At 71.4% G+C, this 13880-nt stretch carries 15 protein-coding genes; 2 read left to right on the top strand and 13 right to left on the bottom strand.

Annotated elements, in window-relative coordinates; translation table 11 throughout:
• Window position 1: 1 nt before the first annotated feature.
• The 9 genes from AC2XR2_RS29700 to AC2XR2_RS29660 all read right to left on the bottom strand — a co-directional run bounded on the left by AC2XR2_RS29700 (window position 2) and on the right by AC2XR2_RS29660 (window position 9779).
• Window positions 2–1372: a bifunctional albaflavenone monooxygenase/terpene synthase gene (locus tag AC2XR2_RS29700; protein ID WP_449349911.1), complete on the bottom strand. Its 1371-nt coding sequence runs from the start codon at window positions 1370–1372 to the stop codon at window positions 2–4.
• On the bottom strand, window positions 1369–2463 hold the full coding sequence (gene cyc1 / locus AC2XR2_RS29695) for an epi-isozizaene synthase (RefSeq protein WP_491516742.1): 1095 nt from the start codon (window positions 2461–2463) through the stop codon (window positions 1369–1371). Before cyc1 ends, AC2XR2_RS29700 begins: the two co-directional genes overlap by 4 nt.
• A 279-nt stretch (window positions 2464–2742) precedes the next feature.
• The gene (gene def / locus AC2XR2_RS29690) at window positions 2743–3393 is read right to left on the bottom strand and encodes a peptide deformylase (protein WP_123762969.1); all 651 of its coding nucleotides are present in this window, start codon (window positions 3391–3393) and stop codon (window positions 2743–2745) included.
• A 58-nt stretch (window positions 3394–3451) separates the two neighbouring features.
• Window positions 3452–4432 (bottom strand): tetratricopeptide repeat protein, encoded by a 981-nt coding sequence (locus tag AC2XR2_RS29685; RefSeq protein WP_020119821.1) that lies wholly within the window; start codon window positions 4430–4432, stop codon window positions 3452–3454.
• Window positions 4433–4536: 104 nt separating this feature from the next.
• Complete coding sequence (locus AC2XR2_RS29680) at window positions 4537–5793, bottom strand: HD-GYP domain-containing protein (RefSeq protein WP_491516741.1); 1257 nt, start codon at window positions 5791–5793, stop codon at window positions 4537–4539.
• Window positions 5790–7106, bottom strand: a complete 1317-nt coding sequence (locus AC2XR2_RS29675; RefSeq protein WP_491516740.1) for an HD-GYP domain-containing protein — start codon at window positions 7104–7106, stop codon at window positions 5790–5792. The genes AC2XR2_RS29680 and AC2XR2_RS29675 overlap by 4 nt, the downstream gene beginning before the upstream one ends.
• Window positions 7107–7340: 234 nt before the next feature.
• The gene (locus AC2XR2_RS29670; RefSeq protein WP_381300380.1) at window positions 7341–7760 is read right to left on the bottom strand and encodes a roadblock/LC7 domain-containing protein; all 420 of its coding nucleotides are present in this window, start codon (window positions 7758–7760) and stop codon (window positions 7341–7343) included.
• 712 nt (window positions 7761–8472) lie between these two features.
• A complete protein-coding gene (locus tag AC2XR2_RS29665) occupies window positions 8473–9408 on the bottom strand; it encodes a DUF4388 domain-containing protein (RefSeq protein ID WP_491516739.1) in 936 nt (311 codons plus the stop codon).
• Window positions 9405–9779, bottom strand: coding sequence for a hypothetical protein (locus AC2XR2_RS29660; protein WP_381300377.1), 375 nt, complete (start codon window positions 9777–9779; stop codon window positions 9405–9407). Before AC2XR2_RS29660 ends, AC2XR2_RS29665 begins: the two co-directional genes overlap by 4 nt.
• Before the next feature lie 154 nt (window positions 9780–9933).
• On the opposite strand from AC2XR2_RS29660, the gene AC2XR2_RS29655 reads away from it, so the two are divergent.
• Window positions 9934–10299: a hypothetical protein gene (locus tag AC2XR2_RS29655; RefSeq protein WP_381300376.1), complete on the top strand. Its 366-nt coding sequence runs from the start codon at window positions 9934–9936 to the stop codon at window positions 10297–10299.
• Window positions 10300–10366: 67 nt separating this feature from the next.
• Here AC2XR2_RS29655 and rsrA read toward each other — a convergent pair whose 3' ends face one another.
• From rsrA to AC2XR2_RS29635, 4 genes are all read right to left on the bottom strand, one after another.
• Window positions 10367–10678, bottom strand: coding sequence for a mycothiol system anti-sigma-R factor (gene rsrA, locus AC2XR2_RS29650; RefSeq protein WP_330264541.1), 312 nt, complete (start codon window positions 10676–10678; stop codon window positions 10367–10369).
• Window positions 10675–11358 carry an RNA polymerase sigma factor SigR gene (gene sigR, locus AC2XR2_RS29645; protein WP_221225818.1) on the bottom strand — a complete coding sequence of 228 codons (684 nt, stop codon included), beginning with the start codon at window positions 11356–11358 and terminating at the stop codon, window positions 10675–10677. The genes rsrA and sigR overlap by 4 nt, the downstream gene beginning before the upstream one ends.
• 257 nt (window positions 11359–11615) lie before the next feature.
• Window positions 11616–12278 carry an alpha/beta hydrolase family protein gene (locus tag AC2XR2_RS29640; protein ID WP_491516738.1) on the bottom strand — a complete coding sequence of 221 codons (663 nt, stop codon included), beginning with the start codon at window positions 12276–12278 and terminating at the stop codon, window positions 11616–11618.
• 1 nt (window position 12279) lies between these two features.
• Complete coding sequence (locus tag AC2XR2_RS29635) at window positions 12280–13095, bottom strand: SOS response-associated peptidase (protein ID WP_381300373.1); 816 nt, start codon at window positions 13093–13095, stop codon at window positions 12280–12282.
• 50 nt (window positions 13096–13145) lie between these two features.
• On the opposite strand from AC2XR2_RS29635, the gene AC2XR2_RS29630 reads away from it, so the two are divergent.
• Entirely contained in the window at window positions 13146–13859 is a 714-nt protein-coding gene (locus AC2XR2_RS29630; protein WP_381300372.1) for a M50 family metallopeptidase, read from the top strand.
• Window positions 13860–13880: the final 21 nt, after the last annotated feature.

The raw sequence follows: 13880 nt of genomic DNA, 5'->3' as shown, positions 1-13880 counted from the left end.
GTCACCTGAGCACCGGCCGCACCATGAGCCGGTTCGGCCGCAGGGTGATGCCGGGGCGGGGGGTGTCGTCGGAGCCGGCCACCTGCTCGAAGCGGTACTTCCGGGCCAGCGCCGCCGTGAGCAGCGTCAGCTGGGCCATCGAGAAGTGGTCGCTCGGGCACTTCCGGTTGCCCGTGCTGAACGGGCTCATGGCGTGTTTCGGAACGGCCTTGGCGCGTTCCGGACTCCAGCGCAACGGGTCGAACTCCGCGCTGTCGTCGAAGGACTTCGCGTCCCGCTGGATCGCGTAGGGACTGTAGACGATGTCGGACCCGGCCGGAATGCGATAGCCACCGAGTTCGGTGTCGCGTACCGCCCGCCGCGTCAATATCCATACCGCGGGCCACAAACGCATGGTCTCGACCACCAGATAGTTCGTGTACGTGAGCGACCGTACGTCCTCGAATGCCACGGGACGCCCCCCGGTGACGGATTCGACTTCCGCGCACACCCGGTCGGCGTGTTCCGGGTGTTCGGCGAGCACCTGAAGCAGCCACATGATCGTGGACGCGACGGTTTCCCCGCCGGGGGTGAGTATCGCGACGACCTGGTCGTGGATCTCCTGTTCCCCGATGGGATCGCCATTCGCGTCCTTCGCCGTCAGCAATGCCGTCAGCAAATCGTCCGGCTTTTGACCGGATGCCCGGCGTTCGGCGATGATCTCGTCGACCACGAGATGCAGATCGGCGAGCGCCCGGTTGAATGCGCGGTTGGCCGGGAGGGGCAGCTTGTACAGCGGCCCCGCGGGTATCACCATCCGCCGGTACATGCCCCGGAAGACGGTCGTGAGCGCGACGCACAGCCGCTCGGCGCGCTCGTCCATGTAGTCGCCGCGCAGCAGGCACCGGGCCGCGATGCGCACGGCGACCCGGAAGGACTCCAGGGTGGCGTCGACCGTCTCACCGGGCTGCCAGCGCTCGGCCAGCGCCTGCGCCTCCTCCTCCATGACCGGCCCGTACGCCGGTATCGCGTCGAGCCGGAACGCGGGCTGGATGGTGCGCCGTTGACGCCGGTGCTGCGGGCCGTTGGCGGTGGCCACGCCCTCCTTGCCGACCAGCCCCTCCAGGGACTCCCAGAGCGGACCGGCGATGATGAAGTCGGGGTTGAGCGCCACCGCTCCGGTCAGTTCCGGGGTGGTGGGCGCGTACACCGTCTTGGGGCCGAGCCTGAGGCGTACGACGTCGCCGTAGGCCCGGAGCCCGGACAGGAAGGTCAGCGGGTCGCGCGCGAGCCGGAGACCGTGCCCGAGGAGGGGCACCCGGCTGCCGGCGATCGGCGGCTCACCGGGCTCGGGAGCCACCGCTGCTTCGGGGTTCACGGATTCGACGGTCATTTCTCACCTGCCGCTTCGTTGTTGACGTACGGGGGCGTGGACCGGTCGTCCCAGCTGTCGACCATGTAACGGCCGGACTCGTGGTGGAACCAGTAGACGGTGCTGAACCAGTTGCGCATATTGCCGACGCAGGCCCGGACGGCCCCGCTCAGCTCTTTTCCGCGCGCGGTGCCGTCGTCGAGACCGAGGGCGAACTGGAGGGCGTCGGCCTCGGCCACGAGGAATGCGTCCACGCATTTCGCGACCAGCCGCCGCATTTCCCGGATCGCCTCTTCGAGGGTCAGTCCCTCATGGTGGATGAGACTGATTCCGAGATTGTGCACCTCGTCGCCCGCGATTTCCTTGGGGAGTGAACACAGGTCGTTGTACCAGGCGGCGAACTCCTGACTGAGCAGAGCGGCCCGCCGGTAGGACGGGTGTTTCCTTATGCGGTCCGGGAGTTCGCATCCCGCACCGGCCTCCAGGAGGTCCGTCCAGATCCAGTGGGCGAAAGTGAGGCGGCGCAGTGCCAGGTATTCCTGGACCGGGGGAACGACCCCCTCGACACGATTGTGGAATTCCCGGTCGTAGGCCTCGATCACGGCGTGGAAGTGCCGGGCGAACCGGGTGTTCCACGTCGGCGGCAGGAACGAGTACAGCCGCGCGAGGGTGTCCGCGAAGGCGGCGACCAGCGGGTCCTGGTGGCGCAGATGGGTCCGCGGCGAGTCGAGCGCCGCGTGCAGCCGGCGCCTCAACCGCCGCCAGGCCGCCGGGCGGTGGTGGACGATGTCACGGTCGTGCCGGTCGTCCCAGACGAAGAACCACGCACTGAAGTCCGCTATCGCCTGGAGCACCTCGTCGGGGGCGCCGAGGTAGTACCCCGCCATGAGGTCCGTGTAGCACAGTCCGTCGGCATATTCCGCCACCGCGACGGCCGGCATGAGCCGTTTTTCGAGAAGCCAGGTGCGGGTGTTCTCCTGGAGCCTGGGCCAATACGGATGCAGTTGCCTGGGAAACGCTGCCTCGATCACCGGGAGAGAGAGTGACGGTGGAACCGCGATCGCCGTCGGCGACGGCGCCGACGACGTGATGCTGTGTTGGAAAGCAGGCACGAACAAACCCCTTCCAGCCGCCAGTTGACGCACACCCTCCGCTGAACCGGGCGTGCGCCGTTGCGTATCCCCGCACTTCCCATTCAGCACCACAACTGACCGTTTTGAGAACGGATTTGCTTCGTTCACTACCCCACGATGCCGAGATTCTCCCCGTACGTGACCTGAATCGGATCACTGCGTGAGCACATCCGATCGAACGTGCGACGCACATGCGAACGGCGCCTGTTGAGGGAGTGCTCCCTGAACAGGCGCCGTGCGGACGGGCGTTGTGCGACGTCAGTCGTTCGCGACCACGGGGTAGCGGGGCTCGTTCTCGGCCATCTGCCGCAGCGCGTCCTTGCGTTCGCGCTTGGAGAGCCGGTCGATGTAGAGGTAGCCGTACAGGTGGTCGGTCTCGTGCTGGAGGCAGCGGGCGAAGTAGCCGGTGCCGCGGACCTTGATCGGGTTGCCCTTCTCGTCCTGCCCGGTGACCTCGGCGTAGTCGGGGCGGGCGAGCGGCGCGTAGGCGGTCGGCACCGAGAGGCAGCCCTCGTTGCTCTCGTCCAGCTGGCGCCGGTCGGCGGGCAGGTCCACGAGCTTCGGGTTGCAGACGACACCCACGTGCCGCTTGCCCTCGTCGTCCTGGCAGTCGTACACGAAGACCTTCAGGTCGACGCCGATCTGGTTGGCGGCGAGGCCGACGCCCTCGGCGGTGCGCTGGCTGGCGAACATGTCCGCGACCAGCTGGTCGAGCTCCGCGCCGAACTCGGTGACGTCCTTGCACTCCTTGTGCAGCACGGGGTTCCCGACGACGGTGATGGGCCGCGAGGTGCCGCGCTCACGCCAGGCGTTCTCCCGCTCCTCGGTCTCCTCGGTGTCGATGACGAACCCGTCGTCGTCGACGGGGAGCACGCCCGCGTGCTGCTGATCGGTGTCCTGCTGGGCCATGACCTACGGATGCCTTCCTGGAAAACTGGGATTCAGTGCTAAAGGGTACGGCGATGTGTCAGCAGACCTCTTCGAGGTCACGCCAGTCCCGCGAATCAGGGCTGTCGGCAACCCACCCGTCCAGCAGCCCCCGTACCAGCGAGGCGGGCGCCGCGACACCGCACTCCCGTTCCGGCACCCACAACTGCCCGTCCGTGCGATGCCCCAGCGGCCCGGGATGCCCCGGCTCACTGTGGTCGTGCGGATCGAGATGCTCCCCGTCGCCCTCGTCGGACGGCATCCGCGACTCGGAGCACATCCGGCACAGCAGCCGTACCGAGGAGGACCAGTCCTCGGCGGCGAACCCGGCGTCGGCCGCGAGCTGCTCCAGCGCGTCCCGGTCCGCCTCGGTGGCCGCCTCCAGCAGCACCACCCACGTCGGCACCGGCGAAGGCGCCCACAGCTCGATCTCGTCGAACACGGGATAGGCGTGGCCGGACGCGGTGGTCCGCTCGCCGTGCGGCACCCCGTCGTGCAGCACGACCTCGCCCCAGCGCCGCCCCGAGGACGGCAACGGAATGGACAGCACCTCGATGCGGGCGGGGTCCAGCCGCCGCCCCCACACGACCTCGGCCTCCCCTTCCGGGGACAGCCGTACGGCGGCACTGCCCAGGTCCATCCCCAGCGGCTCGCCCGACGCCGTGGCACCCCCCGGCACCCGCAGCCCGTACGCCTGCCAGGCCCGCCGGGCCAGCGGCCAGTCCTGGAGTGCGGTCGCGGCGATGCCCACGTTCCACCAGTCGGGCGCCCCGGTCTCCCGGTCGAGCAGCGCGACGGCCCGCAGGCCCGCCGCCCGCGCCTGCTCCCAGTCGTGCCGGAACTTGTGCAGCAGGGCGAGGTTGAACCAGGACTCGGACAGCCACGGCTCCAGGTCCGCGGCACGTGTCAGCAGCGCGCCCGCGTCCTCGTACCGGCCGTCGCCGATCAGCGTGAACGCACGGTCCGTGGCCTGCCGCCAGGAGGCGGAGGGCCGGTGCCGTCCCTTGCCGAAGATCCTCACGATTCCCGCCTGCCAGTTCCGTCGAGTGGGCTGGCTGTGCCCCCGGACACCCGCTCTCTCGCATCCAACCACGTGTCGTCGGAAGGGCGCTCATTACCCATGGGTTACCCCGTCGCAGGCGAGGTCAGACAGTCTCTCGACAGCACCCTGGCCAGCGCCTCCACGACCTCCGGAGCGTAGTCCCCCGCGGTGCCCAGGCGCAGCTCCTCGAGCGCGGTCAGGGGCCCGCCGGGTCCGGCGTCCCGGGTCTTCTCCTCGTACGCGTTCACCGCCCGTACGATCCGCGCGGCCGTCGGCTGCTCCCGGCAGGGGTCCGCCTGCCGCTCCACGACCACGGCTACGGCCGCGTCCACGCCCGTCTGCCGTACGACGGCCCCGCCGAGCAGGGCGATCCGGCGCTGTTCGGCGACCGGCAGCCCGGCGGTGGCGCCCGCGGGCACCGGGTCGACGAGGCTGAGCTGGCCGATGTCGTGCATGAGGGCCGCGTACTCCAGGACGGTGAGCTCGGGCCGGGAAAGGCCCAGGTCACGGCCGACCTCCCGGCTGAGCGCGGCGACCCGGCGCGCGTGTCCGGCCGGGGTGTAGCCGGCGATCTCGGTGGCGCGGGCGAGGGAGGCGATGGTCTGCCGGTTGGTGGCGCGGACGGCGGCGTACCGGCGGACGGCGAGCTGGGTGAGCAGCAGCGGCACCGAGAAGACGGGCAGCGCCCACAGCCCCGCGACGGCCACCGCGAGCGCCATCACGGCCCCGGTGGCGACCACCGCGGACCCGATGCCGAGCAGCGCCCGCAGCTCGTCCCTGAGCAGCGGGGCGAAGGGCCAGCGGGTGCGGGAGTGGGCGAGCGCGGCGGCGAGCACGGCGTCGCACAGCGCGGTGAGGGAGAGCAGCGCGAGCAGGAGCAGGGCATAGGCGGGGCCGGTCCAGTGCGTGAACGTGCCCTGGTTGTACAGGGGTTGGAAGCACACGGCGGCGAACCCGACGGTGAGCACCCGGCGGGCCGACTGGTCGGCGGTGGGGCCCTGGCCGCGTGCGACGTGCGGCACGCTGCCGACGAGGGAGGCGGCGAGGACGACGGTCACGACCTGGGCGGCGCCGTGATGGGTGGGCGCGCCCGCGTTCTCCCCGAGCAGCGCGTACGACAGCGCCCCGGCGGCCCCGAGCGGCGCGGACTCCCGGACATGGGGACCGCTGCGCCGGTTGAGCTCCCCGAGCGCGACCAGCACCCCGAAGGCGAGAGCCGTGCCGCGCTCCTCCAGTCCGGTCCAGAGGGTGCAGGACAGGGAGCCGAGGGCGAGGAGGGCGGCGGAGGTGTGGGCGAGGGTGAGGAGCGGCGACCGGCGGGCTGCGCCGGGGGCGCTCACCGGCGTGCCCCCGACCGCCCCGGGACGGTCGGCCGGGGACGCGGCACACCGGCCTCGTCCGTCTCGTCGGCCGTGACCGCGGGATGCCAGCCGTGCCGGGACAGGGCACGGACGAGGGCCGTCACCATCCGTGGGTCGAACTGGCTGCCCGCGCACCGCTCCAGCTCCTCCAACGCGGCGCCGACCGGCCGGGCCCGGCGGTAGGAGCGGGTGGAGGTCATGGCGTCGAAGGCGTCGGCGACCGCCACCACCCGCGCGGACTCCGGGATCTGAGTCCCCATCAGTCCGTACGGGTAGCCGCTTCCGTCCAGCCGCTCATGGTGATGGAGCACGGCGGCCCGGGCCTCCCCGAGGAAGGAGATGCCGCGCACCATCTCGTGCCCGTACTCGGGATGCAGCTCGATGACCCGCCGTTCCTCCGGCGTCAGCGGGCCGTCCTTGCGGAGCAGCCGCGTCGGCACCCCGAGCTTGCCCACGTCGTGCAGGATCCCGGCGAACCGCAGCACCTCGGTCCGGGTGTCGTCCATGCCGAGCTCCCGCGCGATCATCATCGACGCCTGCCCGACCCGCTCGCTGTGCCCGCGCGTGTACTCGTCCTTGATGTCGACGGCCTGCACGAGGGCCCGGATGGTGGCCTGGTGCGCGGCCCGCTCCCGGTGGTACTGCGCGAACACCCACCAGGAGACACACATCGGCAGCAGCACCAGCAGGGCCGCCACGGGACCGTAGGGACTGCGCCACAGCACCGCCATCATGAGCCCGGCCAGGCCGTGGACGGCGAGCGGGGCGAGGGAGCGGAGAAAGAGACCGCGCCAGGCCCGCCGTACGGGAATCCGGTCGGCGAGGGCCAGGATGCCGCCGTCCAGCAGGCTCAGCACCAGGCAGCAGACGAGCACCGCGGCCCCGGCCGGGACCAGCGCGTACGGGAAGTCGGAGGCCGTGACCGCGTCCCGGCCGCCCAGCGCCCGGTGCACCCGGGCGGCCGCCCACACCCCGACGGCGAGCTGCGCGGCCCGCCAGACCCGCCGCAGCCACCGCGGGCGCTGCTCGACGGAGGACAGCAGCGCCCCCGGCAGGGCCACGAGGGCGGCGGCGGGGGGCGGCAGCAGGAAAGCGCCGGCGAGCAGGACCGGGTGGAAGGTGCCGGCGAACCGCCACCGGGCGGCGGCCCGCTCGCATCCGGCGTACAGCGCGGCGAGCAGGGCGGTCTCCCACCAGGGTGTGTGGACGGCGGGCAGCGGCAGGAGACAGAGCAGTGCGGCTACGGCGACACAGGCGACGTACGCACGCGCGCGTGCCGGTACCGCCTCCACGCCAACGCCCTCCCCGGCCGCGCCTGTTCCGGCTCCGGAGCCTAGAACGAGGTGCGGGCCGCGGGTGCCGCTATGGGGGAATCTGCGAGCATATGGCAGCAGGATTAGCCCGATCGGGTGATCTGCGAGCGGGTGTTCCCGAGGGCGATTGTGCGGTTCGTACGGTGGCCGGGCGGGGGCGGACTCGTGCTTGCCGCGCGTGCTTGCGGGGCGTGCTTGCGGGGCGTGGCTGCGTCAGTGGGGGACGTCCGCGGCGAGCACCTTGCCGAGTTCCTCCACGACGGCGGGCGACTCGCGCTGGAGGGCGGCCAGGTCGAGGCCCTCGTCGCAGATCAGGGTGAGCAGCGCGCGGGCGCCGACGGCCGTGACGACGACATGTCCCGTGCCGCCCCGCACGACCACCTCGCGCAGCGGTCCCGCACCGCCCTGGTCGGCCATGCGGCGACCGACGCCGAGGGTCGCAGCGGCGAGTGCGGCAACGGACTCGGGGTGCACGGAGTCGACGTCGGCGACGACGAGCAGTCCGTCCGCGGTGGACAGCACGCTCTCGCTGACGCCCATCACCCGGTCCCGCAGGGAGGCCAGGATGTCGGTGAGGGCGGTGCCGGAGTCGTGCGGTTCGCCGTCCGGCCGGGGCGAGGGGGTTTCGGTCATGGACACGTGCTCCTTGGTCCGGATGTCGTCGGGGGTTCGGCCGGGCTCGTGTTCTCGGGGAGAGCCCTGAGCCCCTGACGGACGCGCCGCAGTGTTTCGGTCGAGGGTTGTTCGGCGGCCAGTTCCTCGGGCGAGGGGGTCGGATACGCGAACGGTGGCGCGGAGGAGGGATCCACACCCCGCACCGGGAGGGGCGGGTGCGCGGGCGGAAGATCGGAGCCGGGGGCACTCCGGGGCGTGGCGGTGCCCGGCTTCTTCGCGGTGGCGGAGGTCTTCGCGGGTGCGGAGGTCTGCGCGGGTGCGGAGGTCTGCGCGGTGCCGGAAGATTTCGCCGCGCCGGGGGACTTCGCGGCACGGGAGGACTTCGCGGTGCCGGAGGTCTTCGCGGCTCGAGAGGTCTTCGCGGTGCCGGAGGACTTCGCGGCACGGGAGGACTTCGCGGTGCCGGAAGATTTCGCAGCGCCGGAGGACTTCGCGGCACCCGAAGTCTTCGCGGCATCAGAGGACTTGGCGGCTCTCGGCGCCTTCGCCGGACGTAAGCCCCGGTCGGGCTCGGACCTCGGTGCGGGAGGTGACGGCGGGGTGGGTTCCGGGCCGGGCTGTCCGGCCTCGGAAGGTTCCTCGGCGTCCGGAGGCCCGACGGATCGCGTCGGCTTCCCGGACCCCGGCCCCCGAGCCCTCCGCCGTCTCGCGGGCTCTTCGGCTGCCGGGCTCACCGGTCGCCCTTCTCTCCACGATCGCCACGATCACCGGAATCATCACGACTCCCAGCATCACCACGTCCGCCGGAATCACCGCGAGCACCCCGCTCCCCGCCCGAAGCCCTACCGCCCCCCGGTCGGCGTCTCGGCAGGGGACCGCCGGTGGGTGCGCTCCCGTCGGCGGCGGAGTCCCCCGGTGTCACGCGGGGCGCGGTGCTCGGTCGGCCACCGGGGGCGGTCCTGGCCTCCCAGCGGATCAGCCCCTGCGAGTCCAGGCGGTTCAGGTCCAGCATGACCGCGTACAGCCCGCGCCCCAGGGCGAAGGCGAGGTCTCGGGAAGTCCGGCGACCGTTGACGGCACCGAGCAGTTCCCGGAGCCGCGGCGACACCCACGGTGCGCCCCGTCGCCCGGCGAGCGGCGCGGTGTGCGGCCCGGGCTCCCCCACCGCCTGCGGCCGCAGCCGTGCCAGTTCCCCCGCCGTCGCCCCCGTCCGCCCCAGCAGACCCACCCGGCGGGCGGCCTCCTCGGTCACCGCCCGGGGCTCCACCCCCGGCGCCGCGACCAGCGTCGGCTCGCGGTCGCCGGTGTCCCAGCCGCCCGCCGTGCCGAGGGACATCGCGAAGGCGCCGTCGTGGACAGCGGCCGTACAGACGATCTCCAGTTCCGCGGCGCCGATCAGCCCGGCGGTGACCAGATGGGCGCCGAGCCGGTCCACGTCCGGTTCCGCGGCGCGGGCGGCGAGCCAGGCCTCGTCGTCGATGCGGCCCGTGGTGAGCAGGGCCGAGGTGGCGGTCGGCGCACCGGGCGTCTCGATCGCGCCGACCAGGCCGTTCCGGAGGTGAATCGTTCCGCCGGGGGACCCGGAGACCCGGACCGTGCCGGTGAACTCCTCCTCCCGCAGCGCCTGGAGGAGCGCGGGGACATTGCGCGCGGCGGGCGCCCTCACGCCAGCACCTCGGTGACGCGGTCGCCCAGGCTGCGCAGGGCGAGCGCCACGTTGGCCCGGTCGCGGTCCAGGCCGGCCGCGAGGATCAGGGGGTCACCGGCGGGCCGTACGACGGAGAACAGCATCTGGTGGCGGCGCCGGCTGGTCAGGATCACACTCTCCAGGTCGCCCTCGGCCCCGGCCTCGCCGAGCCGCTGGGCGATGAGGGCGGCGAGTTCGCTGTGCTCCGCGCCGTCGCCGGCCTCGGTGACGTCGCCCGCGGCACCGTAGACCAGTCCGGTCACGGCGTCGATCAGGGCGACGCCCGTGACGCCGGGGGAATCGAGCAGCCGGTCCAGGGAGGTCTGGAGCGCCGTCGCCTTTTCCCCCATTGGCCCTCCACGGTCAGACACCACGCACTACTTTGAACGACAAGTTTCGCCACACACGCCGAAGTTGGCGCGAAGTGACCCCTGAGTCGCTTGGCGTCGATCGTAGTTGGCCGAGCATCGACCGGTCAGCAGCACGGAAGAATTGAGGAAACCGGTGAACATCGAGACCGCACTCAAGGAAGCCATGAGCCTGGACGGCGCGATCGGCGCCGCCGTCGTGGACTATGACAGCGGCATGACCCTCGGCTCACTCGGCGGCGGGCCGGGCCTCGACCTGGAACTCGCGGGAGCGGGCAACACCGAGGTGGTGCGGGCGAAGATGCGCACCCTGGCCTCGCTGGACATGGACGACGTGATCGAGGACATCCTCATCACGCTCGGCAAGCAGTACCACCTGATCCGCCCGCTCACGAGCAGCCAGGGCTCGCTGTTCTTCTACGTCGCCCTGGACCGGTCCCGCAGCAACCTGGCCCTGGCACGACACGGCCTCAAGCGGATCGAGAACGGCCTGGAGATCTGATCCCGCGGTATTCCGCGGGATCCGGTGGCTCGGCGGCCGGTGGCGCTCAGGACTCCTGCGTCCGCGCTCAGGACTCCTGCGGTGCCGCCGGCGAGGCCGCCACGTCGTGCTCGGGCACCGTCTGCCCGGAGCGGATCAGGTCGAGCCGCCCCAGGACCTTGGCGCGCAGGTCGGTCGGCACGTCGTCGTGACCGCAGCACCGCTTGACGAGCTTCTTCACGGCCTCTTCGAGCCCGTACTTCTCCAGGCACGGCGAGCACTCCGTGAAGTGCTGCTTGAACTTGGCGCGGTCGACGTCCGGCATCTCACTGTCGAGGAACTCGTAGAGATGGTCCAGGACTTCAGAGCAGTCCGTCTCGTGCGGCTCTCCGCAGCTCATGAGCCCGAGCCTTTCGCTTCGTTCGACTCCCCTGCACCGGCCGGGACGAGCCCGCGCTCACGGGCGTAGTCCTCGAGCATGCCGCGCAGTTGACGGCGGCCGCGGTGCAGGCGGGACATCACCGTACCGATGGGTGTCCCCATGATGTCCGCGATCTCCTTGTACGCAAAGCCCTCTACGTCGGCGAGATAGACGGCGATGCGGAATTCCTCGGGGATCGCCTGGAGTGCTTCCTTCACGTCCGAGTCGGGCAGGTGGTCGAGCGCCTGCGACTCGGCGGAGCGCAGACCGGTCGACATGTGCGACTCGGCGCGGGCGAGCTGCCAGTCCTCGATCTCCTCGGCCGCGGAGCGCTGGGGTTCGCGCTGCTTCTTGCGGTACGAGTTGATGAAGGTGTTGGTGAGGATCCGGTACAGCCACGCCTTGAGGTTGGTGCCCTCACGGAACTGGTGGAAGGACGCGTACGCCTTGGCGTACGTCTCCTGCACCAGGTCCTCGGCGTCGGCCGGGTTGCGCGTCATGCGCAGAGCGGCCGAGTACATCTGGTCGAGGAATTCGAGCGCGTCCCGCTCGAAGCGCGCGGTGCGCTCCGCAGTGGACTCCGTGCTCGTGCCCTGGCCCTCGGGCTGCTCCGCCTGGCCGTTGTCGGTCCCTGCGTCGATCCCAGTGACCGGACCCACCTCCTCAAGATTCCGGGCAGCACCGAAACCGGTGCCACCGGAATTGGAGGATAGACGACTACCCGTCCCGGCCGCCCCTCGAATCGGGGTGGTCTTGGCCGCATGCAGTACCGTCCAGTCCAGGTCAGCACGGCTGCTGCGGCTCGGGCAGAAGGTCGAACCCATGCGGCGGACTTCCTCTCCACGGCGGTCAGTGCTGGGTGTTCAGCACTTCTGTCCGCCTCAACAGAGGGCCGCGGCTCAACATTCCCGGGCCTTCACCCCAGTGACCCGGCCCACGTCACGACCGCGTCCGTGATGACCGTCACGGCCTCCTCCTGGGTGATCTCCGCCCGCTTCGGTACGGCGAAGCCGTGATCGCCGTACGGCACCTCGACCAGCTCGAAGGAGCCGTCCGGGAACTCCTCCGGCCTCCCGAAGGGGTCGTTGCCGCCCTGGACGACCAGGGTGGGCACCCCGGATCCGAGCAGCTCGTCGGCGCGCGACTTCTCCGGCCTGCCGGGCGGGTGCAGCGGGAAGCTGAGGGCGAGCACGGCGGCCGCGCCCAGCTCCACGGCCGTACGGCAGGCGACCCGGGCGCCGGCACTGCGCCCGCCGGAGATCACCGGCAGGCCCGGCTTGGCCAGGGCGGGCCAGATGCCCCGCCAGCCCATGTCCAGGGTCTTCGGCGCGGGCGCGAGCTTCTTGCCGGCCACCCGCCAGGGCTGCTCGACGAGGGCGACGGTCACTCCGTGGCCGGGTAGCACCCGGGCCAGCGCCTGGAGGTCCCGCGCCCCGATGCCACCGCCGGCGCCATGGCTGACGGCCAGCACGAGCCGTGCGTTCCCCGCCCGGTGCCAGGTGACGCGGGCGTCCCCCGCCTCGGTGCCGATGATCTCCGAGGTGTCTTCGGAGGTCGCTTCGGAGGTCTCTTTGGTCACGTCAGAAGAGTGTGCCCTCTTCCGGCCCGTCCAGCTCCTTCAGCAGCTCCGGGCCGTTGTTGCGGACGTTGCTGACGGCCGTGCTGACCGGGTAGGCGCGCATGAGGCCCTCGGGCGGGGGCGCGAGCAGGGAGCGCAGGTCCTCCACGTCCGTGCGGGACGGGTCGAGCCAGCTGTCCCAGCGGTCCGGGGTGAGCATGAGCGGCATCCGGGGGTGGATGTCGGCGAGGGAGCGCGGTCCGTCGGCCGGGGAGACGGCCAGGGGGCCCGTCTCCGCCTCGGTGGTGATGACGGAGCAGGTCACCCACCAGGCGCCCGGGTGGTCGTCGGGCAGGGTCTTGTCCCGCCAGAACTCGTACAGCCCGGCCATCGCGAAGACCGAGCCGTCGGCGGGCAGCACGAAGTAGGGCTGCTTGCGCGGCCGCTTCTTCTTCCCCTCGACCTCCAGGTCGCGCTCCTGGGTGCCGGTGACCCACTCGTAGTAGCCGTCGGCCGGGATGATGCACCGGCGGGTGGAGAAGGCCCTCTTGTACGACGGCTTCTCGTGCACGGTCTCCGCGCGGGCGTTGATCATCCGGGCGCCGCCCTCGGGCGTCTTCGACCAGCTCGGCACCAGTCCCCACTTGAGCCTGCGCAGCTGTCGAACCGGTCGCGGATCATCCACGTCCTTAAGAGGGCGGTCGAGGACGGCGTAGACCTCCTTGGTCGGGGCCACGTTGTAATCGGGCTCCAGGGTCTCCTCGGGTTCCCACTTCTCGATCTCAAAGATTCCTGCGAGATCCTCGGGCCCACGACTCGCTGCATACCGTCCGCACATACGTGCCACACTGCCAGACTCCGTACGAGGAGAGGGAGCCACCGGGAAACATGGACACCAGCACAGCGACCTCTCTCTGGGACGAGCTCACCGGCCTCCAGCCCGACCCCGACCTGTGGGTGGTGCTGGCCACCCTGGTGGCGGCGCTGGCCATCGTGGTCCCGCATCCGCTGTGGCGCGTCTCGCGCAACGCGATCACCATCGCCCACGAGGGCGGGCACGGACTGGTCGCCCTGTGCACCGGCCGCCGGCTCACCGGCATACGGCTGCACTCCGACACCAGCGGCCTCACCGTCAGCAGGGGCAAGCCGCACGGCATCGGCATGATCCTCACGGCGGCGGCCGGCTACACCGCTCCCCCGCTGCTGGGCCTGGGCGGGGCGGCCCTGCTGGCGGCGGGACGCATCACCCTGCTGCTGTGGGCGGCGACGGCCCTGCTGATAGCGATGCTGGTGATGATCCGCAACGCCTACGGGGCGCTGACGGTGGTGCTCACCGGCAGCACGTTCGTGGTGGTCTCCTGGCTCGCCGGCCCGCAGGTGCAGGCGGCCTTCGCCTACGCGGTGGTGTGGTTCCTGCTCCTGGGCGGCGTCCGTCCCGCTTTCGAGCTACAGGCGAAGCGGTCGAGGGGCGGCGCGGGCGACTCGGACGCGGACCAGCTGTCCCGCCTGACCCACGTCCCGGCGGGGTTGTGGCTGTTCCTGTTCCACGCGGTGAGCTTGTGCTCGCTGATAGGCGGGGGCAGGTGGCTGCTGGAGGTATGACGCGCCCCGAAGGGGCAGGCG

It is taken from the genome of Streptomyces sp. LS-MS-L19 (genome assembly GCF_058382285.1).
Note: the sequence above shows the minus strand (reverse complement) of the source record. Positions and strands in the feature narration are given on the sequence as shown.